The 22,593-nt window shown below is 64.9% G+C and carries 32 protein-coding genes; 3 read left to right on the top strand and 29 right to left on the bottom strand.

Features of this window, described 5'->3' with window-relative positions:
* Positions 1 to 7: 7 nt before the first annotated feature.
* Complete coding sequence (gene argB, locus OC159_RS01185; RefSeq protein WP_265499427.1) at positions 8 to 907, top strand: acetylglutamate kinase; 900 nt, start codon at positions 8 to 10, stop codon at positions 905 to 907.
* An 84-nt stretch (positions 908 to 991) separates the two neighbouring features.
* Positions 992 to 1,510, top strand: coding sequence for a SixA phosphatase family protein (locus OC159_RS01180; protein ID WP_265499316.1), 519 nt, complete (start codon positions 992 to 994; stop codon positions 1,508 to 1,510).
* A gap of 37 nt (positions 1,511 to 1,547) precedes the next feature.
* Here OC159_RS01180 and OC159_RS01175 read toward each other — a convergent pair whose 3' ends face one another.
* The 18 genes from OC159_RS01175 to rplO all read right to left on the bottom strand — a co-directional run bounded on the left by OC159_RS01175 (position 1,548) and on the right by rplO (position 17,283).
* Positions 1,548 to 2,324 (bottom strand): amino acid ABC transporter ATP-binding protein, encoded by a 777-nt coding sequence (locus OC159_RS01175; protein WP_322626694.1) that lies wholly within the window; start codon positions 2,322 to 2,324, stop codon positions 1,548 to 1,550.
* A 6-nt stretch (positions 2,325 to 2,330) separates the two neighbouring features.
* Positions 2,331 to 3,785, bottom strand: coding sequence for an amino acid ABC transporter permease (locus OC159_RS01170; RefSeq protein WP_265499315.1), 1,455 nt, complete (start codon positions 3,783 to 3,785; stop codon positions 2,331 to 2,333).
* A gap of 1 nt (position 3,786) precedes the next feature.
* On the bottom strand, positions 3,787 to 5,043 hold the full coding sequence (locus tag OC159_RS01165; protein WP_265499425.1) for an amino acid ABC transporter permease: 1,257 nt from the start codon (positions 5,041 to 5,043) through the stop codon (positions 3,787 to 3,789).
* 104 nt (positions 5,044 to 5,147) lie between these two features.
* Positions 5,148 to 6,173: an amino acid ABC transporter substrate-binding protein gene (locus tag OC159_RS01160; protein ID WP_265499314.1), complete on the bottom strand. Its 1,026-nt coding sequence runs from the start codon at positions 6,171 to 6,173 to the stop codon at positions 5,148 to 5,150.
* 172 nt (positions 6,174 to 6,345) lie between these two features.
* Positions 6,346 to 7,059, bottom strand: coding sequence for an ATP12 family chaperone protein (locus OC159_RS01155; protein WP_265499313.1), 714 nt, complete (start codon positions 7,057 to 7,059; stop codon positions 6,346 to 6,348).
* The gene (locus OC159_RS01150) at positions 7,056 to 7,712 is read right to left on the bottom strand and encodes an HAD-IA family hydrolase (RefSeq protein WP_265499312.1); all 657 of its coding nucleotides are present in this window, start codon (positions 7,710 to 7,712) and stop codon (positions 7,056 to 7,058) included. The genes OC159_RS01155 and OC159_RS01150 overlap by 4 nt, the downstream gene beginning before the upstream one ends.
* Positions 7,709 to 8,758, bottom strand: coding sequence for an RluA family pseudouridine synthase (locus OC159_RS01145; protein WP_265499311.1), 1,050 nt, complete (start codon positions 8,756 to 8,758; stop codon positions 7,709 to 7,711). The genes OC159_RS01150 and OC159_RS01145 overlap by 4 nt, the downstream gene beginning before the upstream one ends.
* Positions 8,755 to 9,129 carry a fluoride efflux transporter CrcB gene (gene crcB / locus OC159_RS01140; protein WP_265499310.1) on the bottom strand — a complete coding sequence of 125 codons (375 nt, stop codon included), beginning with the start codon at positions 9,127 to 9,129 and terminating at the stop codon, positions 8,755 to 8,757. The genes OC159_RS01145 and crcB overlap by 4 nt, the downstream gene beginning before the upstream one ends.
* A 31-nt stretch (positions 9,130 to 9,160) precedes the next feature.
* The gene (locus OC159_RS01135; RefSeq protein WP_265499309.1) at positions 9,161 to 10,477 is read right to left on the bottom strand and encodes a replication-associated recombination protein A; all 1,317 of its coding nucleotides are present in this window, start codon (positions 10,475 to 10,477) and stop codon (positions 9,161 to 9,163) included.
* 52 nt (positions 10,478 to 10,529) lie between these two features.
* Positions 10,530 to 11,120, bottom strand: a complete 591-nt coding sequence (locus OC159_RS01130) for an acyl-homoserine-lactone synthase (RefSeq protein WP_265499308.1) — start codon at positions 11,118 to 11,120, stop codon at positions 10,530 to 10,532.
* A 56-nt stretch (positions 11,121 to 11,176) separates the two neighbouring features.
* Positions 11,177 to 11,788: a helix-turn-helix transcriptional regulator gene (locus OC159_RS01125; RefSeq protein WP_265499307.1), complete on the bottom strand. Its 612-nt coding sequence runs from the start codon at positions 11,786 to 11,788 to the stop codon at positions 11,177 to 11,179.
* A 277-nt stretch (positions 11,789 to 12,065) separates the two neighbouring features.
* Positions 12,066 to 12,485, bottom strand: coding sequence for a 50S ribosomal protein L17 (gene rplQ / locus OC159_RS01120; protein WP_265499306.1), 420 nt, complete (start codon positions 12,483 to 12,485; stop codon positions 12,066 to 12,068).
* Positions 12,486 to 12,595: 110 nt separating this feature from the next.
* Entirely contained in the window at positions 12,596 to 13,612 is a 1,017-nt protein-coding gene (locus OC159_RS01115; protein WP_265499304.1) for a DNA-directed RNA polymerase subunit alpha, read from the bottom strand.
* Positions 13,613 to 13,729: 117 nt separating this feature from the next.
* The gene (rpsK, locus tag OC159_RS01110) at positions 13,730 to 14,119 is read right to left on the bottom strand and encodes a 30S ribosomal protein S11 (RefSeq protein ID WP_265499303.1); all 390 of its coding nucleotides are present in this window, start codon (positions 14,117 to 14,119) and stop codon (positions 13,730 to 13,732) included.
* A gap of 12 nt (positions 14,120 to 14,131) precedes the next feature.
* Positions 14,132 to 14,500 (bottom strand): 30S ribosomal protein S13, encoded by a 369-nt coding sequence (gene rpsM / locus OC159_RS01105; protein ID WP_265499302.1) that lies wholly within the window; start codon positions 14,498 to 14,500, stop codon positions 14,132 to 14,134.
* A 154-nt stretch (positions 14,501 to 14,654) separates the two neighbouring features.
* Positions 14,655 to 15,242, bottom strand: a complete 588-nt coding sequence (locus OC159_RS01100) for an adenylate kinase (RefSeq protein ID WP_265499301.1) — start codon at positions 15,240 to 15,242, stop codon at positions 14,655 to 14,657.
* Positions 15,243 to 15,327: 85 nt separating this feature from the next.
* Positions 15,328 to 16,698 (bottom strand): preprotein translocase subunit SecY, encoded by a 1,371-nt coding sequence (gene secY / locus OC159_RS01095; protein ID WP_265499300.1) that lies wholly within the window; start codon positions 16,696 to 16,698, stop codon positions 15,328 to 15,330.
* 108 nt (positions 16,699 to 16,806) lie between these two features.
* On the bottom strand, positions 16,807 to 17,283 hold the full coding sequence (gene rplO, locus OC159_RS01090; protein WP_265499299.1) for a 50S ribosomal protein L15: 477 nt from the start codon (positions 17,281 to 17,283) through the stop codon (positions 16,807 to 16,809).
* A gap of 208 nt (positions 17,284 to 17,491) precedes the next feature.
* Here rplO and OC159_RS01085 point away from each other — a divergent pair, with 208 nt between their 5' ends.
* Positions 17,492 to 18,109 (top strand): hypothetical protein, encoded by a 618-nt coding sequence (locus tag OC159_RS01085; protein ID WP_265499298.1) that lies wholly within the window; start codon positions 17,492 to 17,494, stop codon positions 18,107 to 18,109.
* A 56-nt stretch (positions 18,110 to 18,165) separates the two neighbouring features.
* Here OC159_RS01085 and rpmD read toward each other — a convergent pair whose 3' ends face one another.
* From rpmD to rpmC, 11 genes are all read right to left on the bottom strand, one after another.
* Positions 18,166 to 18,351 (bottom strand): 50S ribosomal protein L30, encoded by a 186-nt coding sequence (gene rpmD / locus OC159_RS01080; protein ID WP_265499297.1) that lies wholly within the window; start codon positions 18,349 to 18,351, stop codon positions 18,166 to 18,168.
* Between the two features lie 12 nt (positions 18,352 to 18,363).
* Positions 18,364 to 18,930, bottom strand: coding sequence for a 30S ribosomal protein S5 (gene rpsE, locus OC159_RS01075; RefSeq protein ID WP_265499296.1), 567 nt, complete (start codon positions 18,928 to 18,930; stop codon positions 18,364 to 18,366).
* A 111-nt stretch (positions 18,931 to 19,041) separates the two neighbouring features.
* Positions 19,042 to 19,401, bottom strand: a complete 360-nt coding sequence (gene rplR, locus OC159_RS01070) for a 50S ribosomal protein L18 (RefSeq protein WP_265499295.1) — start codon at positions 19,399 to 19,401, stop codon at positions 19,042 to 19,044.
* Positions 19,402 to 19,413: 12 nt separating this feature from the next.
* Positions 19,414 to 19,947 (bottom strand): 50S ribosomal protein L6, encoded by a 534-nt coding sequence (rplF, locus tag OC159_RS01065; RefSeq protein WP_265499424.1) that lies wholly within the window; start codon positions 19,945 to 19,947, stop codon positions 19,414 to 19,416.
* Between the two features lie 10 nt (positions 19,948 to 19,957).
* Positions 19,958 to 20,350 carry a 30S ribosomal protein S8 gene (gene rpsH / locus OC159_RS01060; RefSeq protein WP_265499423.1) on the bottom strand — a complete coding sequence of 131 codons (393 nt, stop codon included), beginning with the start codon at positions 20,348 to 20,350 and terminating at the stop codon, positions 19,958 to 19,960.
* 16 nt (positions 20,351 to 20,366) lie between these two features.
* Entirely contained in the window at positions 20,367 to 20,672 is a 306-nt protein-coding gene (gene rpsN / locus OC159_RS01055; RefSeq protein WP_265499294.1) for a 30S ribosomal protein S14, read from the bottom strand.
* A gap of 19 nt (positions 20,673 to 20,691) precedes the next feature.
* The gene (gene rplE, locus OC159_RS01050; RefSeq protein ID WP_265499293.1) at positions 20,692 to 21,252 is read right to left on the bottom strand and encodes a 50S ribosomal protein L5; all 561 of its coding nucleotides are present in this window, start codon (positions 21,250 to 21,252) and stop codon (positions 20,692 to 20,694) included.
* Positions 21,252 to 21,557, bottom strand: coding sequence for a 50S ribosomal protein L24 (gene rplX / locus OC159_RS01045; protein WP_265499292.1), 306 nt, complete (start codon positions 21,555 to 21,557; stop codon positions 21,252 to 21,254). The genes rplE and rplX overlap by 1 nt, the downstream gene beginning before the upstream one ends.
* Complete coding sequence (gene rplN / locus OC159_RS01040; protein WP_022708219.1) at positions 21,557 to 21,925, bottom strand: 50S ribosomal protein L14; 369 nt, start codon at positions 21,923 to 21,925, stop codon at positions 21,557 to 21,559. Before rplN ends, rplX begins: the two co-directional genes overlap by 1 nt.
* 77 nt (positions 21,926 to 22,002) lie before the next feature.
* Positions 22,003 to 22,248, bottom strand: a complete 246-nt coding sequence (gene rpsQ / locus OC159_RS01035; RefSeq protein ID WP_265499291.1) for a 30S ribosomal protein S17 — start codon at positions 22,246 to 22,248, stop codon at positions 22,003 to 22,005.
* Positions 22,249 to 22,260: 12 nt separating this feature from the next.
* Positions 22,261 to 22,467, bottom strand: a complete 207-nt coding sequence (gene rpmC, locus OC159_RS01030; RefSeq protein ID WP_265499290.1) for a 50S ribosomal protein L29 — start codon at positions 22,465 to 22,467, stop codon at positions 22,261 to 22,263.
* Positions 22,468 to 22,593: the final 126 nt, after the last annotated feature.

Below are 22,593 nucleotides of genomic sequence, written 5' to 3'. Positions count from 1 at the left end.
ACAGAGCATGAACCGTGACTGGATCGCCACCGCCCGCACCCTTTCTGAAGCCCTGCCCTATCTGCAGCGCTATTCGGGCGCCGTGGTCGTCGTCAAGTTCGGCGGCAACGCGATGGGCGACGACGACGCCATGGCGGAATTCGCCCGCGACATCGTCCTGATGAAGCAGGTCGGCATGAACCCGGTCGTCTGCCACGGCGGCGGCCCGATGATCAACGACCTGCTGGACCGCCTGGGGATCGAGAGCCGCTTCGTGCGCGGCAAGCGCGTGACCACCAAGGAAACCGTCGAGGTGGTCGAGATGGTGCTGTCCGGCCTTGTGAACAAGCGCATCGTCCAGGCCATCAACGACGCCGGCGGCCGCGCGGTCGGCATCTCGGGCAAGGACGACGACATGATGGTCTGCGAGGTCGACGACCCTGAACTGGGCTTCGTCGGTCGCCCGGTCGAGATGAACGTCCAGATCATCCGCGACCTCTACGGCGCCGGCATGATCCCCGTCATCGCCCCCGTCGCCACGGGGATGGAGGACAACGAGACCTTCAACGTCAACGGCGACACGGCCGCCGGCGCCATTGCCGGCGCACTTCAGGCCGACCGGCTGCTGCTGTTGACCGACGTGTCGGGCGTCAAGGACGCCTCGGGCGAGGTGGTGACCGCGCTTCATCCCGATCAGGTGCGCGCGATGATCGTCGATGGCCAGATCGCCGGCGGCATGATCCCCAAGACCGAAACGGCGCTGAAGGCGCTCGAGGATGGCGTGCGGGCCGTCGTGATCCTGGACGGTCGCGTCCCGAACGCCTGCCTGCTGGAACTGTTCACCGAGCATGGCGCGGGATCGCTGATCCGCACGACTGAACCGCGCGTCAAGCCGCGGGGACTTCGCCAGGGCGATACCGGCCTCTGATCGCGCATCCGGCGGTGTCCGCTTGCAGCTTGGCCGAATGCTGTGGCAGGCTGCGCGGACCGATGGCATGAAAGGCAGACCGCGATGACGCCACTTGGATACCGACGCCTGATCCTGACCCGCCATGCCAAGTCGGCTTGGGACGATCCGACGCTGGACGATCATGACCGTCCGCTGAACGACCGTGGCCGCCGCTCGGCCCGCGCGCTGGGGGACTGGATGGCCAGCCGCGGCTACGAGCCCGAGGAAGTTCTCTGCTCTTCCTCGGCCCGCACGCAGGAAACCTGGGCGGTCATCGCCGGCGCACCGTTGGAGGTCAGGCCGCTGATGCGGATCGAGCCGTCGCTGTATCAGGCGGGCACGGACCGGATGCTGTCGGTCCTGAAGACCGCGACGCAGCCGACGGTCATGATGCTGGGCCACAACCCCGGCATCTCGGAATTCGCGGCCATGCTGCCGGCCCGCGCGCCGATGGAGCCGGATTTCCGCCGTTATCCGACGGCCGCCACGCTGGTGGTCGACTTCCAGATCGACGACTGGCGCGACGTCCAGCCGGGCCAAGGCAGCGTCATGGACTTCGTCCGCTTCGACGGCCGCAGCTGATACCCGTTACGGGCTGGGGGCAGCGCCCCCTGCCCGCTCAGTGGCCCAGGATCTGGCTCAGGAACAGCTTTGTCCGTTCCGATTGGGGGCTGTTGAAGAACTCGCGCGGCGCGTTCTGCTCGACGATCTGGCCCTGGTCCATGAAGATGACGCGGTTCGCCACGGCTTGGGCAAAGCCCATCTCGTGGGTGACGCAGATCATCGTCATCCCTTCTTCGGCCAGCTCGATCATCGTGTCCAGAACCTCCTTGATCATCTCGGGGTCCAGGGCGCTGGTCGGTTCGTCAAACAGCATGATCTTGGGCTGCATGCACAGGGACCGCGCAATGGCCACGCGCTGCTGCTGGCCGCCCGACAGTTGCCCCGGATACTTGTCGGCCTGTTCGGGGATCTTGACCTTTTCAAGAAATCGCCGAGCCGTCGCCTCGGCCTGCCTGCGTGGGACGTTGCGGACCCAGATCGGCGCCAGCGTGCAGTTCTCGAGCACGGTCAGGTGCGGGAACAGGTTGAAGTGCTGGAACACCATCCCGACCTCGGACCGCACCTTGTCGATGTTCTTGATATCGCTGGTCAGTTCCACCCCGTCGACAACGATATGCCCCGACTGATGCTCCTCCAGCCGGTTGATGCAGCGGATCAGCGTGGACTTGCCAGATCCGGACGGGCCGGCGATGACGATCCGTTCGCCCTTGTGCACTGTCAGGTCGATATCGCGCAGCACGTGGAAGCTGCCGTACCACTTGTTCATGTTGCGAATGTCGATGGCGACCTCATCGCTGATCGTCATCCGGTGGCGGGGGCTCTGTTCGGTCATCGGGTCCTACCTGTGGTCGCGCTGCAGCCGGCGTTCCAGATACATCGAGTATCGCGACATGCCGAAGCAGATGAGAAAGAAGATGGCGCCGACGAAAATGAACGGCTCCCAGTAGATGCCCTTCCAGGCGATATTGGCGCGCACCGCGTCCGACATCGACTTCAGCGGGTCGTAGAGGCCAACGAAGGTCACCAGCGTCGTGTCCTTGAACATGCCGATGAAGGTCGACACGATCCCGGGGATGCTGATCTTCAGCGCCTGCGGCAGGACGATCAGCCGCTGCGCCTTCCAGTAGTCGAGGCCAAGCGCGTCCGCGGCCTCGTACTGGCCCTTGGGCAGGGCGGCCAGGCCGCCGCGGATCACCTCGGCCATGTAGGCGGCGGCGAAGATCGTCACCATGATGATCACGCGCAGGATGATGTCGAAGCTGGTGCCCGGCGGCAGGAAATAGTTCAAGAGCAGCGACGCCACGAACAGCAGCGCAATCAGGGGGACGCCGCGGATGAACTCGATGAAGATCACCGCCAGCGACTTGATCAGAAACATGTCCGACTGCCGCGCCAGCGCCAGCACGATGCCGAGCGGCAGGGACAGCGCGATGCCCGCCACGCCGATGGTCAGCGACAGAAGGAAGCCGCCGAAGCGGTCCGACCGCACCGGCTCGATCGCCAGCGGGATCAGGCCCTGCGCGTCGCTGGCTGCATCACCGGCCAGGAACAGCCAGAAGAGGACCGTGACCACCCCCGCCGCGACTGCCCCCAGCATTGGGGCACGCCCAGCCAGCAGCCGCCATGCCAGCCAGCCCAGCACCGGCGCCACCAGCACGAAGATCGGCCCCCAGAGCGTCCCGCCCCAAAGAAACCAGACCCCCAGCAGCGGATAGATGACCGAGAAGGGCAGCAGCCAGGCGATGTTGCGCTCGGACGCGTAGAGCCCGAAACCCAGGACCAGCGCCGTGAAGGCCAGCCAGCCCGCTGGCACGCCCAGCACGATCATTGCCCCCAGCGTGACGACAGCGGTGACGGCCAGCACCACGCGGCGGATCAACAGCGACGCGCCGAACAGCACCGGCGCCAGCGCGACCATCAGCAGGCCGAAGGTCATCGTCGGCCGCCAGTAGAGATCGGGCGGATAGAAGCCGAAGATATACTGGTTCCACCGCTCGCGGATGACGGCGAAACATGCGCCGCGCGCGCCCTCGCCCCAGGTGGCGGCGATGATCTCTCGGCACTCGGAGAGGCTGGAGGCGTTCCAGACGGAGTGGGCGAACCAGTCCCAGAAGGTCACGAACAGGAACCAGACGATCAGCGCCCCGAGGATCGTCAGGACGGTGTTCACCGGCCCCGAGAACAGGTTTTCTCGCAGCCAGCGGACGGCCCCCGCCTGCCGGTCGGGCGGCGGGGCCGCGGGCAGCATCGTGTCTCGAACGAAGGGGACGGTCTGGGCATGGGTGTCGCTCATCTCACCGCTCCTTCAGTTTGACGCTGGCGTTGAAGACGTTCATTCCGGCCGAGATGATCAGGCTGAGCGCCAGGTAGGTCAGCATCATCAGCACGATGGCCTCCAGCTCTCGGCCCGTCTGGTTCAGCGTCGTGCCGCCAAGCGTGCCGCGCAGGTCCATGTAGCCGACGGCAATGGCCAGAGAACTGTTCTTGGTCAGGTTGAGATACTGCGAGATCAGCGGCGGAATGATCACCCGCAGCGCCTGCGGAAGGATCACCAGGCTCATGGTGCGGTTGGGGCGCAGGCCCAGGGCGAAGGCGGCCTCGGACTGGCCGCGGCTGACGGCCAGAATGCCGGCGCGCACGATCTCGGCGATGAAGGCAGCGGTATAGAGCGTCAGCGCCAGCCACAGGGCCACCAGGCCGTTCGCCACGTTCAGCCCGCCCGAGAAGTTGAAGCCCTGCAGGCTGGGCGGCACCAGGTGCAGGCCGAAATACCAGATCAGGAACAGCGACGGCAGCACCATCACCGCCAGCGTCTTCCACCAGGTCGCGGGACGGTCCCCCGTCCGGTCCTGCACCGCCTGCGCGCGGCTGCGGATCGCGCGACGCGCGAACCACCCGCCCAACAGTGCCACGACGAAAGCGATGGTCGCCCAGTTGAAGGTGATCCGCGCGCCCAGATCCAGGCTGCCGGGGTCGTTGGTCATCCCCAGCGTCGGGATCGAGGTATAACGATTCGTCAGCGCCACGTTGTCGAAGAGGATCATCGACCAGGCCGGGTCCTCTCCGCGATAGGCGTTGGGCGGCGGCAGGATCTCGGTGAAGATCGCAAAGACGATCAGGATCCACAGCAGCAGCGGCATGTTGCGGAAGATCTCGACGAAGACGGTCATCAGCCGCGCGAACAGCCAGTTCTTCGACAGCCGCGCGACGCCCACGATCACGCCCAGGATGGTGGCCGAGATGCAGCCCAGCACCGCCACGATCAGCGTGTTCAGCAGGCCAACGACGGCCGCGCGCAGATGCGTGTCATCGGCGGTATAGGGGATCGGCGTCTGCGGAATGTCGTATCCGGCGCGCTGGAACAGAAAGCCGAAGTCGAAGCTTTTTCCCAGCAGGGCCAGGTTCTGCAGCGTGTTGTTGATCAGCCACCAGAACAGCGCCATCACCAGGATGAACACGATGACCTGAAAGGTCAGCGACCTGTAACGTCGGTCATGGATCAGCATGCTCAGCCGGAACGGCGGGTTCGCCGGCACCGAGACGTCCGTCATCATCTTTACCCCTGTCGCCTGCCATCGGCTTGTCGCCGCTTTGCGTGGGCAGGTTTATCGTTGCAGGACAGCCGCGGGCCGGTCCGGCCCGCGGGTCTTCAGGATCAGCGGAACGGCTGCGCGTAGAGCAGGCCGCCCTGCGTCCACTGCGCGTTCAGCCCGCGGGCCAGGCCGATCGGGGTCTGTTCGCCGATATTGGCTGCGAAGATCTCGCCATAGTTGCCGTTCGCCAGGATCGCGCGGCGCGCCCACTCGGCGTCGAGGCCGATCATCGCGCCGAGTTCGTCCGACACGCCCAGAAGACGCTGGACCTCGGGGTTGTTCGAGGACCTGACCAGTTCCTCGATGTTTCGCGAGGTGACGCCGTATTCCTCGGCCGCGATCAGCGCGTTCAGTGTCCAGCGGGCGATGTCGCCCCAGTTGTTGTCGCCGTGGCGCACCGCCGGCCCCAGCGGCTCCTTCGAGATGATCTCGGGCAGGATGATGTGGTTTTCCGGGTCGGCGAAGGCCGCGCGCGTGGCCGCCAAGCCCGAGGCGTCGGTGGTATAGGCGTCGCAGGCGCCGGCCATGTACTGCTGTTCACCTTCGGCATTGCTGTCGATGTTGACGGGCGTGTAGGCCATGTTGTTGGCGCGGAAATAATCGGCCAGGTTCAGCTCGGTCGTGGTGCCGGTCTGGATGCAGATGGTGGCGCCGTCCAGTTCCTTGGCCGAGGTCACGCCCAGATCCTTGCGGACCATGAAGCCCTGGCCGTCGTAATAGTTCACGCCTACGAAATCGAGTGCCAGGTCGGTATCGCGAGAGAAGGTCCAGGTCGAGTTCCGCGCCAGAACGTCGACCTCACCCGAGCTGAGCGCCGTGAAGCGGGTCTGGCCGGTGGTCGGCACGAAACGCACCTTGTTCGGGTCGCCCAGAACGGCCGCGGCCAGCGCGCGGCAATAGGCGACATCGAAGCCCGTCCAGTTGCCGCTGGCATCCGGCGCGGCGAAGCCGACAAGGCCCGTGTTCACGCCGCAGTTCAACTCGTCACGTTCCTTGACCTGCGCCAGGGTCGAGCCCTCTTGGGCCAGCCCCATGCCGGCAAACACCGTCGCCGCGGCCACCGTCCCCAGGAAAACCGATTTTGTCATTGCTACCTCTGTGTTGGAGCGTCCGGGCCGTCGCGCGCGACCCCCGAAGGCGATGCGGACCGGTCCCGGCCCTTGTCGTCATAGCACGGCGCGCAATTTGCCGTCCCAATAGGCGATATTGTGCCGGTACAAAGCTGCGCGTCAAGAACCGCGTCGGACGACGCTAGGGCACTCAACCCCGGCGGGACAGCTGCCACAGCCGTTCTGCCCATTCCATGGACAGGCGGCGCTCCTCGGCGGCTTCCGCCGCTTCCTCGTCGGCGCCCCAGCGTTCGATCTGGAAATCTTCGTCGATGCGGGACAGCCGATGCGCCTCGGCCGCAGACAGGCGTCCCCGGATGACCGCCAGCCCCAGGACCAGTGAACCGGGGATCGTCACAAGATCGTGCAGCGCCGTCAGCGCCCAGACATCCAGCGCCGCAACTTCCGCGCGCAGCCGTTCCAGCGCGTCCGGGTCCTGGTCGACGGGAATCACCCCCGCCGTCGTTTGCAGGGGTGCGCGCAATTCGGTTGCCGCCCAGTCCAGCAGAGGGTCCCATTCCGCCGCCTGCCGTTCGACCAGTTCGGCGGGCTCGGGTGCCCGATAGCACAGCAGGTCCGTGCCGCCATATTCGGCCAGCATCCCCACCACGCCGTCGACCTGTGGGGCCACCTTCTCGACGGCCGAATTGGCGGCGCGCGTCAGCGGCATGGTGTGGGGCAGGATCTCGGCGGATTGGGCGTCCCATTCGGCGGCGATGGCCTGCGCCAGCGGTTCGGTCGGCAGGACCAGCGGCTTCTTGTTCGGCGTGCGCAGCTGGCGGTCGTCCAGCAGGATCTCGTATCCGCCGTCGGTGGCGCGGGTATCGACCCGCGTCCAGAACCTGCGCGCCTTCCATTCGCTCATTCAGCCCACTCCTCGATGGTTCGGGTCAGGGTGTCGAATTCATCCACGATCCGCGCGGCACCGGCATCGGTCAGCGCCGCCGCCGGGTGATAGCCCCAGCTGACGCCAAAGCCCGCCATGCCGGCCGCACCGGCCATCAGCATGTCGAAGCTGGTGTCGCCGATCATGACGGCCTGCCCGGCCTCGATTCCCGTTTCGGCCATGGCCGCCAGCAGCATCGAGGGGTGCGGCTTCGACGGATGCCCGTCCGCCGTCTGCAGGCTGAGGAACCGCCCGGCCAGCCCATGCGCCGCGATCATCGCATCCAGCCCGCGCCGCGACTTGCCGGTCGCGATTGCCAGCAGCAGGTCGTCGCGCATGGCCAACCGATCAAGACACTCCATCGCGCCGGGATAAAGCGGTGCGGCCTGTTCCAGCCGCGCCTTCATGAAGCTGTCCTTGTAGCCCGCGACGATCCGCACCTGCGTCTGGACATCCGCCTCGGGCGCCAGCTCGGCGACGGCAACGGGCAGCGACAGCCCGACGATTGTCAGCACCTCGGCCTTGGGCAGCGGCGCCAGCCCGGCTTCCTGGAAGGCAAAGCTCATCGCGTGGTGGATGTGGTCCTGGCTGTCGACCAGCGTGCCGTCGACGTCGAAGACGACCAGCCTCATTCGGCCTCCGCGAAGGGATCGTCGGGGACGTCGTTCTCGTGCCAACCGAGCGATTTCCACGTCCGCTGCATATGTTCGGGCAAGGCTGCCGTCAGCGTCATGCGCTTCTTGGTGATGGGGTGGTCGAAGGCGATGCTGCGGGCGTGCAGGTGCAGCTTCTTGCTGATCTCTCCGCCAAGCTGTGCGCCCCAGCCGTCGCCCAGGTTTTCCTGACCCGAGCCGCCATACTTGCCGTCACCCACGATCGGGTGCCCCAGTTCCGCCATGTGGGCGCGCAGCTGGTGGGTGCGGCCGGTGATCGGCACCAGTGCACACCAGCTTGCCCGCGTCCCCAGCGCGTCCAGCACGGCATAATCCGTCGTCGCGCGCTTGGCGCCCTCGGTCGTGTCGATGTCGCGCGGGTGGACGGCGATCATCTTCTCGTTGTCGCCGCGCCCGCCGCCGCCCTTGACCAGGCCATAGCGGACGGTGCCCATCCGCGGATGCGGCACGCCCGCCACCGCCGCCCAATAGATCTTGCGCGTCGTGCGCGAGCGGAACGCCTCGGACAGGGCGCGCGCCACGCGGTCGGTGCGCGCCAGCAGCAGGACGCCGGAGGTGTCCTTGTCCAGCCGGTGCACCAGCTTGGGACGGTCCTTGTAGCCGAACATCAGCGCCTCGGTCAGCCCGTCGACGTGACGGCCGCCCAACCCGCTGCCGCCCTGGCTGGGAAGGCCCGGCAGCTTGTTCAGCGCAATGATGTGTTCGTCCTTCCACAGGACGGCCGCCTGGATCATCTGCACGTCGCCGTCGGTGAGGCGCGGCCCGATGGGGCGCGGCCTGGCGGGAACAGGCTGGGCGTCGGGCAGCGGCGGGACGCGCACCTCCTGGCCCGGCTCGATCCGGGTGGCGGCCTTCACGCGGCCTCCGTCGACGCGCAGCTGCCCGGTGCGGCACATCTTCTCGACCGCGCCCTGCGACAGCTGCGGAAACCGCTTCTTCAGCCAGCGGTCCAGGCGCATCTCGCCCTCGTCCTGACCCACGATGATCGTCTGAACGCCGCTCATGCCCATATCCCCCGTCCGACAGCCAGGCCCGCGACCACCGCCAGCAGCGACAGCACGACCGAGGTCAGCACATAGATTCCCATTCCCCAGACCTGGCCACGCTCCCACAGGGTCAGCGCGTCCAGCGAGAATGCCGAAAACGTCGTGAACCCGCCCAAAAACCCGCTCAGCAGAAGCGGCGCATAGTGGTTGCCAAGCCGCTCGGCCAACGCGACGGCCAGCACACCCATGGCAAAGCTGCCCAGCACGTTGACAACGCCGGTGGCGACCGGGAAGCCGGGGCCGTGCCAGGCGATGGCGCGATAGACGGCATAGCGTGCCGTCGCACCTGCCGCGCCGCCAAGGGCGACCTGAAGGAATGGGTTCATCATGGGCTGCTCCTCGGCGCTTGGGCGCGCAAAGTCAACTGCCGCGCTTCAGGCGCTGGCTGACGAACCAGTCCAGCCTGCGCTTCAGTTCGCGCTCGAAGCCCCTCTCGACCGGAGTATAGAGAACCGGGCGCTTCAGCCCGTCCGGGAAGTAGTTCTGGCCGCTGAACCCGTCCTCGGCGTCGTGGTCATAGGCGTATCCGGCGCCATAGCCCTGGTCCTTCATCATCTTTGTCGGCGCGTTCAGGATATGGGCGGGCGGCATCTGGCTGCCCGTGCGCCGGGCCTCGGCGCGGGCCGCCTTGTAGGCGACGTATCCGGCGTTCGACTTGGGGGCCAGCGCCAGGTAGATGACTGCCTGACCCAACGCCAACTCGCCCTCGGGGCTGCCGAGGCGTTCGTAAAGCGTCCAGGCATCCAGGCAATGCCGCGCGGCGGCCGGATCGGCCAGCCCGATATCCTCGATTGCCATGCGGGTGATGCGGCGGGCCAGGTAGCGCGGATCCTCGCCCCCCTCCAGCATGCGCGCCAGCCAATAAAGAGCCGCGTCGGGGTCGCTGCCGCGCACCGATTTGTGGAGGGCCGAGATCAGGTTGAAATGCTCGTCGCCCGACTTGTCGTACTTCGCGGCCCGCTTCATCAGCCGCTGCGCCAGCGCCTCGGCATCGACCTTCGCGTCGGTCTTCCACGCCGCCACCTGCTCGATCAGGTTCAGCGCCGCGCGACCGTCGCCATCGGCCATCTCGAGCAGCGCCTCGCGCGCTTCGGCCGTCAGGGGCAGCTTGCGGCCAAGCTCCCGCTCGGCGCGTTGGGCCAACAGTTCCAAGTCGGCAAATCCCAGGCGCTCCAACACGATGACCTGCGCGCGCGACAGGACGGCGGCGTTCAACTCGAAGGACGGGTTCTCGGTCGTGGCACCGACCAGCAGGATCGTGCCGTCTTCCATATGCGGCAGGAAGCTGTCCTGCTGCGCCTTGTTGAATCGGTGGATTTCGTCGACGAACAGCAGCGTCGCGCGGCCCTGCTGGCGGCGCAGCTTCGCGGCGTCGAACACCTTGCGCAGGTCTGGAACGCCCGTGAAGATCGCGCTGATCTGCACGAAGGCCAAGTCGCTTTCATCGGCCAGAAGCCGTGCGATCGTGGTCTTGCCCACCCCCGGCGGACCCCAGAGGATCAGGGAAGAGAGACTGCCGGCTGCCAGCATGCTGCCCAACGGACCGTCCGGTCCCAGGACGCGCGCCTGGCCGATGACGTCGGAAAGCTTTGCAGGACGGATGCGGTCGGCCAAGGGCCTGACCCCCGCTGATCGCGGAGGTTCGGAATGTGATGCTGTATCGAAAAGATCCGCCATGACGCCCATAATCTAGGTCGGACGCGGCATCTGCAACAGAGGTGATCGACGATCAGTGCATCTTCGCGGTCAGGTCGATCGACACGCACTGGAAGGCACCGTCGTCGATCCACATCTCTCGGCCAAGGGCCTCGGCCGTCAGGCCGCAGCGGCCGTACCAGCGCGGCCAATTGGCACCCGTCAGCGCGATCAGCCGGGTGGCACCCATGTCGCGGGCCGATCCGGTCATTGCCTCAACCATCTTGAAGTGCACCTTGCGGCGGTACATCTGTGGGATCGAGTGGCTGACGAACACGCGCGAACATTCCCAGACATAGGGATCGACCGGAGCAGGCTGGAACAGCAGGTCCTGTGGGATCGAGCCCCCCAGAATCCCTTCTTGCGCATCACGAATCATGTACGAATAGATCCCGCACCGCGCGGTGGTGGGCGTCAGGCGGATGCCAGCCAGGACCTCGCCCTTGTCGTGTATCGCGATCCAGCGGCTCTGCGGAGTGTCGTACTGGTCGAACTCCATGTCCTCTGCCTCGGGCAGGTCCCAGTTCTTCTGAATGATGAAACTCTGTTTTCGGGCGCGAAACAGATTGGCGAACAACTCGCCATGGTTGTGGAGGTTGGAAAAAGACAATGTCGTCGTTTGCATGTGTTGCTCCTGAGGTGTGGGCCCCCTCCGCGCCTCGCACTCACCCCGGCGACCTACTACAACAGACGGTATTCCTTGGCTCTCTGAAGCGCCTCGGCCGTGGTCCGGGCGTTCAAACGTTCTCGGACCGAGATCAGCCTTGCCTTGAAGGCGCTTTCGGTGATGCCAAGCTTGGCAGCCGCTGCTGCGTGACGATCGCCCTCGGCAATGCAACGAAGGGCTTCTTTCTGAGCCTTGGTCAGGCTCGCAGGCGGCTCGGTCACTTCGTGGAGCCGCCATACCGTCGTCGAGATCTCCTGGATCTCGGCATCCGTAAATTCTCGATCGGGACGGGCGAAAGACGCGATCGTACGTGACGCGATTGGGCCGTGCGACACGGTCAACCCATAAATGAGGCCGTGATCCGCAGCATCCTTGAGGATGTCGAACGGGTCCGGGATTGGCAGCGCCGACCATCGACAGGCGCCGGTCGTCGAGAACCCCCAGGCAATCGTCGGGTCCCGCAGCGCATAGCCATTCTGGGAATAGAACTCGGCCCATTCCTCGGCGTAGGTCTGGAACTGCATCAAGGGGGCCGCAAAGCGGATGTGCAGACCGACGAAATACCCAGACAGAGCAACCTTGCCCAGCTTCCGAAGTCCAGCGTTTATATCTGCGCGAGAAGACATGGGCGTCGAAAATGATTTCTAGAGGTTGAAGGGGGCGTCACTTGCAGCTTTGCCCTCATATCATTTCATAAAAGTTAACAACAACGGGGAGTTTTCAAATATTCCGGTTCGTGGGCAATATGACGAACCGGGGCAACACCACAGTCATACGATACAGCCTGCGCACATGCCGTCAAAGCCTTCACGCACCACGTGCCGCTACGTCAGCCTTTGTCTGCCCAAAGAAAAGCCCCGCCGCGACCTGCGCAACGGGGCTTCTTCAGGAATCGTCTCGAAATCACTCTTCGGCGGCGAACTCGGCTTCCAGGCGGGCGCGGTCGGCGGCACCCTTGGCCGAGGTGTCGCGGTCGACCAGCTCGATGATCGCCATCGGCGCCATGTCGCCATAGCGGAAGCCGGCTTTCAGGATGCGGACATAGCCGCCCTGGCGATCCTTGTAGCGCTCGCCCAGGACGTCGAACAGCTTGGCGACGTGCATGTCCTGCTTCAGCTGCGAATCAGCCTGGCGACGGGCGTGCAGATCGCCGCGCTTGGCCAGCGTGATCAGCTTTTCGACGATCGGACGCAGTTCCTTGGCTTTCGGCAAGGTGGTCTTGATCTGCTCGTGCTCGATCAGCGAGCCGGCCATGTTGGCGAACAGCGCCTTGCGGTGTTCGTGGGTGCGGTTCAGGCGGCGATAGCCACGTGCGTGACGCATGATGTGTCTCCTTTACGTCTTTTGCTTTGTCCGGCAGCCCATGCGTGCGGGCCGCTCTCCTTGGGGCGGAAAGCCCGGGTGGCGGGGGGACCGAAGCCCCCCAGCCAAAATCAGAACTGGTCGTCGAAACGCTTGGCCAGGTCCTCGATGTTCTCCGGCGGCCAGTCGACCACGTCCATGCCCAGGTGCAGGCCCATGCCAGACAGCACTTCCTTGATCTCGTTCAAGGACTTGCGGCCGAAGTTCGGGGTGCGCAGCATCTCGGCTTCGGTTTTCTGGATCAGGTCGCCGATATAGACGATGTTGTCGTTCTTGAGGCAGTTGGCCGAACGGACCGACAGCTCCAGCTCGTCGACCTTCTTCAGCAGGCGCGGATCGAACTCCAGTCCGTCGTCGCTGTCCTGGCGGGTGGCCGATTCGGGCTCGTCGAAGTTGACGAAGACCGACAGCTGGTCCTGAACGATGCGCGCGGCATAGGCCACGGCGTCTTCCGGGGTCAGCGAACCGTCCGTCTCGATCTTCATGGTCAGCTTGTCATAGTCCAGCACCTGCCCTTCGCGGGTGGGCTGCACCTCATAGCTGACGCGCTTGACCGGCGAGAAGATCGCGTCGATCGGAATGAGGCCGATGGGCGCATCCTCGGGACGGTTCTTGTCGGCGGCGACATAGCCTTTGCCCGTCTGCACGGTCAGTTCCATGTTCAGCTCGGCGCCGTCGTCCAGGTGGCAGATGACATGGTCGCGGTTCAGCACGGTGATGCCGGCCGTTTCCTGGATGTCGCTGGCCTTGACCTCACCCGGACCCTTGGCCGAGAGCGTCAGGCGCTTGGGGCCTTCGACGTCCATCTTCAGCGTGACGCCCTTGAGGTTCAGCACGATGTCGGTCACGTCCTCGCGGACGCCGGCGACGCTGCTGAACTCGTGCAGGACGTTGTCGATCTGGACGGCGGTGATGGCGCCACCCTGCAGCGACGACATCAGGACGCGACGCAGCGCGTTGCCCAGGGTCAGGCCGAAGCCCCGCTCCAGCGGCTCCGCGATGAGCGTCGCGGTGCGGGTCGCGTCGGCCCCCGGCTTGACGACCAGCTGGGTCGGCTTGATCAATTCGGCCCAATTCTTGTGGATCATGGATTTTCCTCCATACCTGTCCCCGACCCATGACCGTGGCCGGAAACGCCCGAGGTGAAATGCGAAAGTCCGGCCCGCGCGAAAGCCACGCGCGGGCCGGTCAACGATGATCCAGGATCAGACGCGACGGCGCTTCGGCGGGCGGCAGCCGTTATGGGCGATCGGCGTCACGTCACGGATGGCCGTGATGTTGAAGCCGGCGGCGGCCAGCGCACGCAGGGCCGATTCGCGGCCCGAGCCGGGGCCTTGGACTTCGACGTCGATGGTGCGGACGCCATGTTCCTGGGCCTTGCGAGCCGCATCCTCGGCAGCCATCTGGGCGGCGTAGGGTGTCGACTTGCGCGAACCCTTGAAGCCCATCGTGCCGGCCGACGACCACGAGATAGCGTTGCCCTGAACGTCCGAGATCAGGATCTTGGTATTGTTGAAGCTGGAGTTCACATGAGCAACGCCGGTGGCGATGTTCTTGCGTTCCTTGCGCTTCATGCGGGTCTTGTCACGTGCCATGTCGCTGCCCCCTTACTTCTTCTTGCCGGCGATGGGTTTCGCCGGGCCCTTGCGGGTGCGGGCGTTGGTGTGGGTGCGCTGGCCGCGGACCGGAAGGCCGCGACGGTGACGCAGACCGCGATACGAGCCGAGGTCCATCATGCGCTTGATGTTCATCTGGACTTCGCGGCGCAGGTCGCCTTCGACGGTCAGGTTGCCGTCGATGTATTCGCGGATGGCCAGAACTTCGGCATCCGACAGGTCGTTGACGCGACGGGTGCGGTCGATGCCGGTCGCTTCGCAGATCTGCTCGGCATACATGTCGCCGATGCCGTGGATATAGGTCAGTGCGATCGGGACGCGTTTCCCGGTCGGAATGTTGACGCCAGCAATACGAGCCACGCGTTTTCCTTTTCAGTTGCGGTTCCGTAACGCCGGAACCTTTTTTCACAACGCAAGGCCCGAAAGCCGCGCCTCCGGGCCAATCGATGGTCCACCCGCGGATCGGGTGATTCTCTTGCGAGATGACGTGCTTTAATTGCAGCGCCGGTCAAGGTCAACCCTGCCGGGACAGCAGGTCCGCGATCCGGGCCGCCACGTCATCCATGTCGGCCATGCCGTCCACCTGGCGCAGATCCCCCGTGGCATAATAATAGCCCAGAAGCGGCGCGGTCTTCTTGTAGTATTCGCGCAGCCGGTCGGCAAAGACCTGGGGCGTGTCGTCGTTGCGCACCGGCTCTCCGGCGGCCAGCGATTCTTCGGCGCGCTTGACGATCCGGGCGACCAGCCCCTCGTCATCGACCTTCAGCTCGATCGCGGCGTCCAGCTTCTGGCCCGTTTCGGCCAGCAGCGCCCGCAGCGCATCGGCCTGCGCCAGGGTTCGCGGAAAGCCGTCGAAGATGAAACCCTTGCCACCCTCGGCCAGCTTTTCGCGGATCAGGCCGATGACGATCTCGTCGGTGACCAGTTCACCCCGGTCCATGACCTGGGCGACGCGCTTGCCCATTTCGGTCCCCGAGGACCGGGCTGCCCGCAGCATGTCGCCGGTGGACAGCTGCACGAGGCCGCGCTCCTCGACCAGGCGCTTGGCCTGCGTTCCCTTGCCCGCGCCCGGAGGCCCGAGCAGGATGATGTTGATGGTCATGGCGTTGTCCCCCTCGCTTGGCCATCATCGCGGCCTTGTGCTTGACGGCGCGGCGCCCGCTAGGGCCCGCGCCTGTTCGATGCCCTCAGCGGCGCGACGGCGCGCGGCGGGGCTTTGCGGTGCCCGGCTTGCGCTTGCCGCGGAGCTGGGACTTCTCGATCAACCCCTCGTACTGGTGGGCCAGCAGGTGGCTCTGGACCTGGTTGATCGTGTCCATGGTGACCGACACCACGATCAGCACCGACGTCCCGCCCAGATAGAAGGGAATCGACAGCTGCGAGCGCAGGATCTCGGGCATGAGGACGACCGCCGCCAGGTAGGCCGAGCCGATTACCAGAACCCGGTTCACGACGTAATCGAGATAATCCTGCGTCCGCTTGCCCGGCCGGATGCCCGGAATGAAGCCGCCCTGGTTCTTGAGGTTCTCGGCCACATCATCGGTCTTGAACGAAACGTTCTGGGTATAGAAGTAGGTGAAGAACACCACCATGCCCGCGAAGAACAGCAGGTAGAGCGGCTGGCCCGGTCCAAAATAGGCCAGAATCGTCGACATGATCGGCCCCGCATCGTTCCCCGAGAAGGTCGAGATGGTCACCGGCAGCAGCAGCAGAGAACTGGCGAAAATCGCCGGGATGACGCCCGCTGGGTTCACCTTGACCGGCAGGTGGCTGGTCTGGCCGTCATAGACCTTCATGCCGACCTGGCGCCGCGGGTACTGGATGCGAATCTTGCGCAGCGCCCGCTCCATGAAGACGACGAAGGCGATGACCGCGATCAGCATGACGATCACGAAAAGGATCACCGGGGTCGAGATGGCGCCCGTGCGGCCCTGCTGGAAGAAGCTGGCCAAGGCAGCCGGAATCTCGGCCAGGATGCCGACGAAGATGATCAGGCTGATTCCGTTGCCGACGCCGCGGGCAGTGATCTGCTCGCCCAGCCACATCAGGAACATGGTGCCGCCGACAAGCGTGATGACCACGGCCGCCTGGAAGAACAGGCCCGGATCATGGGCCAGCCCCCCGGCCTCGAGGCTGCGGGCGAGGCCATAGGCCTGAAACAGCGCCAGCGCCACCGTGCCGTAGCGGGTGTACTGGTTGATCTTCTTGCGGCCCTGCTCGCCCTCTTTCTTCAGCTGCTCCAGCGTCGGAACCATGGAGGTCAGCAACTGCACGATGATCGAGGCCGAGATGTAGGGCATGATCCCCAGTGCGAAAACGCCCATCCGGCCAAGCGCGCCGCCGGTGAACATCGACAGCATCCCGCCGATCCCCGCCTGCGCCTGATCCATGAAGTTCCGCAAGGCCGCGCCATCGATGCCGGGCACGGGAATATAGGTGCCGATGCGATACATGACCAGCACGCCGATCGTGAACCAGATCCTCTGGCGGAGTTCCGTGGCCTTGCCAAGCTGCCCCCAGGAGAGGTTCGCGGCCATCTGTTCTGCGGCTGACGCCATTTGTGTCCGTCCCGTATCATGACAGCGCCGCCGACCCGTGTTTCGGGGACCGGCGGCGCCTGAAAACCTAGATGCTATCTATGGGGCAGGGAAGCCCCGATCAACAGCTTATTCGGCCGCCGCGGGTGCCGCGGGCAGCGTGACCTTTCCGCCGGCCTTCTCGACCGCTTCGACAGCAGCCTTCGAGGCGCCGGTGACGACGATGGTCAGCCCGGCCTTCAGCTCGCCCTTGGCCAGCAGGCGGATGCCATCCAGCTTGCGGCGCACGAGGCCGCTGGCGACCAGGGCGTCCTCGGTCAATTCGGCCGAGCCGTCGATCTTGCCCGCATCGATGAAGCCCTGGATCTGGCCCAGGTTGACGACGGTGAACGACTTGGCGTTCGGCTTGGTGAAGCCGCGCTTGGGCAGGCGGCGATAGAGCGGCATCTGGCCGCCTTCGTATCCGTTCAGCGCGACGCCCGAGCGGGATTTCTGGCCCTTGATACCCCGGCCGGCGGTCTTGCCCTTGCCCGAGCCGGGACCACGCGCAACGCGCTTCTTCGAGCGGTTGGCGCCTTCATTGTCGCGGATTTCATGCAGTTTCATGTCGCTTCTCCTTCGCCGGACGCACCCTCGAAGCGAAGCAGGGGGCCGCGGCATTTCTTGTTGTCACGTCGTGCCCACCGGCACCGGGGGGCCATACACTGTCTTGCCGCCGCATTCAAGTGAGGTCGACTGACGCCTCACCGTCAGTTGTCTTGTGCCTTCCGCTGCGGTTGCTAGGGATCACGAAATGACCCTGACGGACCTCCCCATGAAAGCCCTGCTGCTGACGATTGCCCTCGCCCTGCCCTTCACGACGCATGATGCGCGCGCTGACGAGCCCGTGTTCTGCACCGCCCGCATCAACGACCGCGATGTCGTCATGGGCTATGACAAGACCGAGGCCCGGCTCTCGGACACCTACTCACGGCGCGAACTGCTTGCGACGAGATGGGGCCGGCATGACTGCCCCAGCTATGTCGTGCTGCGCAGCCTGACGCCCGAGCTGACCGACGAGGAGCGACTGCCCTTCTGCCTGCGCGTCGACGGATCGAACGAATCGGTGATCGGCTATGACCTGGGGAAGCGCGATGCCTGGGGCCGCTGCCGCGCCGGTGCCGGATCGGTCTGCACACGGGTGAACCAGACAACGGCGGCGGCTGGTGCGCTGACATCCGCCGCGGCGCGCCGATCGATCCAGGGCCTTCAGGCGCTGCCCGACGGGTCGGGGGCGGTCATCCTCAGCGGGACCGGCGGGTACATTTCGGGGGCGCTCGCGTCGCTTGGCGGTGCCGCCGCGGCCGTTGCCGCCTCACCGATGCTTCTGACAGGCGCGGCCGTGTCGGTCGTCGCAGTCGGCGGCACGCTATATGCCTGCCACGACGGCTGAGCCGGAACGCAAAACGCCCCGCTTTCGCGGGGCGCTTTCACCGAACCCTGAAAGGCTCAGTTCTTCTCTTCGATGATGGTCACGAGATGCGGGATCTTGTTGACCATTCCGCGCACGGACGGAGTGTCCTCCAGCTCGCGGGTGCGGTTCATCTTGTTCAGGCCCAGACCCTTCAGCGTCTCGCGCTGGATGGCCGGACGGCGGATCGGGGAGCCGATCTGCTTCACGACGATGGTTGCCATCTGGACTGCTCCTTACGCTTCGACAGCGGCGTCAGCCGGCTTTTCGTTCGACGGCAGGATGTCGGCCACCTTCTTGCCGCGACGCTGCGCGACCGAACGGGGGCTCGATTCCTTCTTCAGACCGTCCAGCGTTGCGCGGATCATGTTGTAGGGGTTCTGCGACCCCTGCGACTTGGCCACGACGTCCTGAACACCCAGCATCTCGAACACGGCGCGCATCGGGCCGCCGGCGATGATGCCGGTCCCCGGAACGGCGGTGCGCATGATCACCTTGCCGGCGCCATGACGACCTTCGATGTCGTGATGCAGGGTGCGGCCGTCACGCAGCGGCACGCGGACCATGCCGCGCTTGGCTTGTTCGGTCGCCTTGCGGATCGCCTCGGGGACCTCCTTGGCCTTGCCCTTGCCGAAACCGACGCGGCCACGCTGGTCGCCCACGACGACGAGCGCGGCGAAGCCAAAGCGCTTGCCGCCCTTGACGGTCTTCGAGACGCGGTTGATCGCGACAAGGCGATCCTGAAATTCCGGGTTTTCGTCGCGCTCTTCGCGGCGGCCCCGGCGGTTGTCACGTTCTGCCATGCGGCATTCCTTCCCTTGGCGCCCGCGGCGCCGGTTTATTCCGATCCTGGTGGGCGCCCGAAGCGGGGCGCCCCCGGATCATCGGGGCGGCGAAAACGCCGCCCGCAACATTTAGAACTTCAGACCACCTTCACGGGCGGCGTCGGCCAGAGCCTTCACCTTGCCGTGGAAGATGAAGCCGCCGCGGTCGAACACGACGTCTTCGACGCCGGCAGCCTTCGCGCGCTCGGCGATGGCCGAACCGATCTTGGCCGCAGCCTCGACGTTGTTCTTGCCGACCAGGCCCAGGTCCTTCTCCAGCGTGCTGGCCGAGGCCAGGGTCACGCCGTTCAGGTCGTCGATGACCTGAACCGAGATGTTCTTGGACGAGCGGTGGACCGACAGCCGCGGACGGCCGTTCGACATCGCACGCAGTTTGTTCCGAACGCGCAGGCGGCGCTTCTGGAACAGCTCTTGCTTTTTCAGTGCCATTTCATGCGCCCCTTACTTCTTCTTGCCTTCCTTGCGGAAGACATACTCGCCCTTGTAGCGAATACCCTTGCCCTTGTAGGGCTCCGGCTTGCGCCACTCGCGGATGTTCGCGGCGACCTGACCAACAAGCTGCTGGTCGATGCCTTCCACAACGATTTCGGTCTGCTTCGGCGCCGTGATCGTGACACCAGCCGGCACCTCGAAGTTGACGTCGTGCGAATAACCCAAGGCCAGCTTCAGGACATTGCCCTGCATGTTGGCGCGGTAACCCACACCCTGGATCTCGAGTTCCTTCTTGAAGCCCGCCGACACGCCGGTCGCCAGGTTCTCGATCATCGAGCGGGTCATGCCCCACTGCTGACGGGCGCGCTTCGAAGTGCCGCGCGGCTTGACCGCAACGGCGCCTTCTTCCAGCACCACATCCACATCGTCGGTCGCCGTGAAGCTGCGGGTGCCTTTCGGCCCCTTCACTTCGATGGTCTGACCCTTGATCTCGGCCGTCACGCCCTTGGGCAGATCGACCGGCTTTTTACCAATCCGAGACATTCTGCCCTCCTTAGAACACGGTGCAGAGGACTTCGCCGCCGACATTGGCAGTGCGAGCCGCTGCATCCGACATGACGCCCTTTGGGGTCGAGACGATCGAGACGCCCAGACCCTGACGGACCTGCGGGATTTCCCTGGCGCCGGTATAGACGCGGCGACCGGGCTTCGAGACGCGCGACAGTTCGCGGATCACCGGGCTGCCGTCGTGGTACTTCAGACCGATTTCCAGCTCCTTGTGGCCTTCGGTCGTGGTCACTTCCTCGTAGCCGCGGATGTAACCTTCAGTTTTCAGCACGTCCAGAACCCAGGCACGCAGCTTGGAGGCCGGGGTGCGGACGGTCGATTTGCCACGCATCTGCGCATTGCGGATGCGGGTCAGCATATCGCCGAGAGGATCGTTCATCATTCCCTGTTCCCCCTTACCAGCTGGACTTGACCAGGCCGGGGATCTGACCTTGCGAGCCCAGCTCGCGCAGCATGATCCGCGACAGTTTCAGTTTGCGGTAATATGCGTGCGGACGTCCGGTCAGTTGGCACCGGTTGTGCAGACGCGTGGCCGACGAATTGCGCGGCAGTTCGGCCAGCTTCAGCGTGGCCTTGAACCGCTCTTCCATCGGGCGGGACTGGTCGTGGACGATCTCGTTCAGTTCGGCGCGCTTGGCGGCGTACTGCTTGACCAGACGCTCGCGCTTCTTCTCGCGCTCGACCATGGATTTCTTTGCCATATCTTCTTTCCCTCCGCGATCAGCTGGTGAACGGCATGTTGAAATGCTTCAACAGCGACTTCGCTTCCGCGTCGGTCTTCGCGTTGGTGCAGATGATGATGTCCATCCCCAGAACTTCGTCGACCTTGTCGAAGTTGATTTCCGGGAACACGATGTGTTCTTTCAGGCCCATCGCGTAGTTGCCGCGACCGTCGAACGAGGTCGGCTTAACGCCGCGGAAGTCGCGGACGCGGGGCAGCGCGATGTTGATCAGACGGTCCAGGAATTCGTACATCCGGTCGCCGCGCAGGGTCACCTTGCAGCCGAGGGGCATTTCTTCACGGACGCGGAAGCCGGCGATCGACTTCTTGGCATGCGTGATGACAGCCTTCTGACCGGCGATGAGCGACAGCTCCTCGGCGGCCTGCTTGACCTTCTTGGTGTCCTTGACGGCCTCGCCGACGCCCATGTTCAGGACGATCTTGTCCAGACGCGGGATCTGCATGTCGTTCTTGTAATCGAACTCTTCCTTAAGAGCGGCCCTGATCTGGTCGCGGAACTGACCGCGCAGACGGGGCGTGTATTTGGTTGCGTCCAGCATCAGATCACGTCTCCCGTGGTCTTGGCGAAACGGACCTTGGTGCCGTCTTCCATGCGGAAGCCGACGCGGGTCGCTTTGCCGTTCTTGTCCATCAGCGCCAGGTTCGACAGGTCGATGGGCATGGCCTTCGACACGCGTCCGCCTTGGCTGGTCTGCGATTGGCGGGTGTGGCGGATCGCGACGTTCACGCCGTCAACGACGGCCTTGTTGTCCTTGGGCATGACGGCGGCGATTTCGCCCTGCTTGCCCTTGTCCTTGCCGGCCAGAACGACGACCTTGTCGCCTTTTTTCAGCTTGGCAGCCATCACAGCACCTCCGGTGCAAGCGAGATGATCTTCATGAAGTTCTTGGCACGCAGCTCGCGCACGACCGGCCCGAAGATACGGGTGCCGACCGGTTCGCCCTGGTTGTTCAGGATGACGGCGGCGTTGCGGTCGAAGCGGATCGAGGTGCCGTCTTCACGGTTCACTTCTTTCGCGGTGCGGACGACGACAGCCTTGCGGACGTCACCTTTCTTGACCCGGCCCCGCGGGATGGCTTCCTTGACGGACACGACAATGATGTCGCCCACCGACGCATAGCGACGGTGCGAACCACCCAGGACCTTGATGCACTGAACCCGGCGAGCGCCGGAGTTGTCAGCAACATCCAGATTGGTCTGCATCTGGATCATTTGGTTTCTCCCGACCTTTGGAGACCGCGTCGTGCGGCCCCAGGGTTTCGATCATTTCTGATCTGTGATGATGGACTTCAGGCCGTAGCCGCTTCGTCCGTCAGGACAGTCCAGCGCTTCGTCTTCGAGATCGGCGCGCATTCGACGATGCGAACGGTGTCACCGATCTTGAACTGGTTCTCCGCGTCGTGGGCGCGGTATTTCTTCGACGACCGCACGGTCTTGTGCAGAAGCGGGTGCTTGAAGCGGCGCTCGACCAGGACGGTGATCGTCTGTTCGTTCTTGTCGCTGGTGACGCGGCCTTGCAGAATGCGTTTGGGCATGGACCGGGCTCCTTAGTTCGAGGCCGCGGCGTCGGCCGCTTTCTGGTTCAGTATCGTCTTCACGCGCGCCACGTCTCGGCGGACGGTGCGCATGCGGGCGGTGCTCTCAAGCTGGCCGGTGGCCTGCTGGAAACGCAGGTTGAAAGCTTCCTTTTTCAGCGCGACCAGCTGATCCTTCAGCTGGTCAGGCGTCTTCGACTGAAGTTCCTTGGCGTCCATGACGCGTCTTCCTTTCAACATCACCGGAGAGCCCCTGTTGCCAGGGCCACCCTGATTCCGGTGGAGTTTCGTGATGAAGGCCTGCCCATACAGGGTCGAGACCCGCTTTGCAACCCGTATCCGGGC

Origin of the sequence: Paracoccus beibuensis (genome assembly GCF_026162625.1) — a bacterium.
In the GTDB taxonomy this organism is placed as follows: Bacteria; Pseudomonadota; Alphaproteobacteria; order Rhodobacterales; family Rhodobacteraceae; genus Paracoccus; species Paracoccus beibuensis.
This window is presented reverse-complemented; position numbering and strand designations above follow the sequence as displayed.

Excerpts from the sequence above, each read along its gene's own strand:
- rpmD (WP_265499297.1), bottom strand. The coding sequence starts at position 18,351 with ATGGCAACCATCGTCGTGAAGCAGATCGGCTCCCCGATCCGCCGTCCG.
- rpsH (WP_265499423.1), bottom strand. The coding sequence starts at position 20,350 with ATGAACGATCCTCTCGGCGATATGCTGACCCGCATCCGCAATGCGCAG.
- OC159_RS01115 (WP_265499304.1), bottom strand. The coding sequence starts at position 13,612 with ATGATCCACAAGAATTGGGCCGAATTGATCAAGCCGACCCAGCTGGTC.
- rpsE (WP_265499296.1), bottom strand. The coding sequence starts at position 18,930 with ATGGCAGAACGTGACAACCGCCGGGGCCGCCGCGAAGAGCGCGACGAA.
- OC159_RS01130 (WP_265499308.1), bottom strand. The coding sequence starts at position 11,120 with ATGCAAACGACGACATTGTCTTTTTCCAACCTCCACAACCATGGCGAG.
- OC159_RS01100 (WP_265499301.1), bottom strand. The coding sequence starts at position 15,242 with ATGACCATCAACATCATCCTGCTCGGGCCTCCGGGCGCGGGCAAGGGA.
- rpsN (WP_265499294.1), bottom strand. The coding sequence starts at position 20,672 with ATGGCAAAGAAATCCATGGTCGAGCGCGAGAAGAAGCGCGAGCGTCTG.
- argB (WP_265499427.1), top strand. The coding sequence starts at position 8 with ATGAACCGTGACTGGATCGCCACCGCCCGCACCCTTTCTGAAGCCCTG.
- rplO (WP_265499299.1), bottom strand. The coding sequence starts at position 17,283 with ATGAAACTGCATGAAATCCGCGACAATGAAGGCGCCAACCGCTCGAAG.
- OC159_RS01150 (WP_265499312.1), bottom strand. The coding sequence starts at position 7,712 with ATGAGGCTGGTCGTCTTCGACGTCGACGGCACGCTGGTCGACAGCCAG.
- rplF (WP_265499424.1), bottom strand. The coding sequence starts at position 19,947 with ATGTCTCGGATTGGTAAAAAGCCGGTCGATCTGCCCAAGGGCGTGACG.
- rplQ (WP_265499306.1), bottom strand. The coding sequence starts at position 12,485 with ATGCGTCACGCACGTGGCTATCGCCGCCTGAACCGCACCCACGAACAC.
- crcB (WP_265499310.1), bottom strand. The coding sequence starts at position 9,129 with ATGATGAACCCATTCCTTCAGGTCGCCCTTGGCGGCGCGGCAGGTGCG.
- rplX (WP_265499292.1), bottom strand. The coding sequence starts at position 21,557 with ATGGCTGCCAAGCTGAAAAAAGGCGACAAGGTCGTCGTTCTGGCCGGC.
- OC159_RS01180 (WP_265499316.1), top strand. The coding sequence starts at position 992 with ATGACGCCACTTGGATACCGACGCCTGATCCTGACCCGCCATGCCAAG.
- rplE (WP_265499293.1), bottom strand. The coding sequence starts at position 21,252 with ATGCTGGACGCAACCAAATACACGCCCCGTCTGCGCGGTCAGTTCCGC.
- rpmC (WP_265499290.1), bottom strand. The coding sequence starts at position 22,467 with ATGGACGCCAAGGAACTTCAGTCGAAGACGCCTGACCAGCTGAAGGAT.
- OC159_RS01155 (WP_265499313.1), bottom strand. The coding sequence starts at position 7,059 with ATGAGCGAATGGAAGGCGCGCAGGTTCTGGACGCGGGTCGATACCCGC.
- OC159_RS01160 (WP_265499314.1), bottom strand. The coding sequence starts at position 6,173 with ATGACAAAATCGGTTTTCCTGGGGACGGTGGCCGCGGCGACGGTGTTT.
- rplN (WP_022708219.1), bottom strand. The coding sequence starts at position 21,925 with ATGATCCAGATGCAGACCAATCTGGATGTTGCTGACAACTCCGGCGCT.
- rpsQ (WP_265499291.1), bottom strand. The coding sequence starts at position 22,248 with ATGCCCAAACGCATTCTGCAAGGCCGCGTCACCAGCGACAAGAACGAA.
- OC159_RS01170 (WP_265499315.1), bottom strand. The coding sequence starts at position 3,785 with ATGAGCGACACCCATGCCCAGACCGTCCCCTTCGTTCGAGACACGATG.
- secY (WP_265499300.1), bottom strand. The coding sequence starts at position 16,698 with ATGGCGTCAGCCGCAGAACAGATGGCCGCGAACCTCTCCTGGGGGCAG.
- rpsK (WP_265499303.1), bottom strand. The coding sequence starts at position 14,119 with ATGGCACGTGACAAGACCCGCATGAAGCGCAAGGAACGCAAGAACATC.
- OC159_RS01125 (WP_265499307.1), bottom strand. The coding sequence starts at position 11,788 with ATGTCTTCTCGCGCAGATATAAACGCTGGACTTCGGAAGCTGGGCAAG.
- OC159_RS01145 (WP_265499311.1), bottom strand. The coding sequence starts at position 8,758 with ATGAGCGGCGTTCAGACGATCATCGTGGGTCAGGACGAGGGCGAGATG.
- OC159_RS01135 (WP_265499309.1), bottom strand. The coding sequence starts at position 10,477 with ATGGCGGATCTTTTCGATACAGCATCACATTCCGAACCTCCGCGATCA.
- rplR (WP_265499295.1), bottom strand. The coding sequence starts at position 19,401 with ATGGCACTGAAAAAGCAAGAGCTGTTCCAGAAGCGCCGCCTGCGCGTT.
- OC159_RS01175 (WP_322626694.1), bottom strand. The coding sequence starts at position 2,324 with ATGACCGAACAGAGCCCCCGCCACCGGATGACGATCAGCGATGAGGTC.
- OC159_RS01085 (WP_265499298.1), top strand. The coding sequence starts at position 17,492 with ATGAAAGCCCTGCTGCTGACGATTGCCCTCGCCCTGCCCTTCACGACG.
- OC159_RS01165 (WP_265499425.1), bottom strand. The coding sequence starts at position 5,043 with ATGACGGACGTCTCGGTGCCGGCGAACCCGCCGTTCCGGCTGAGCATG.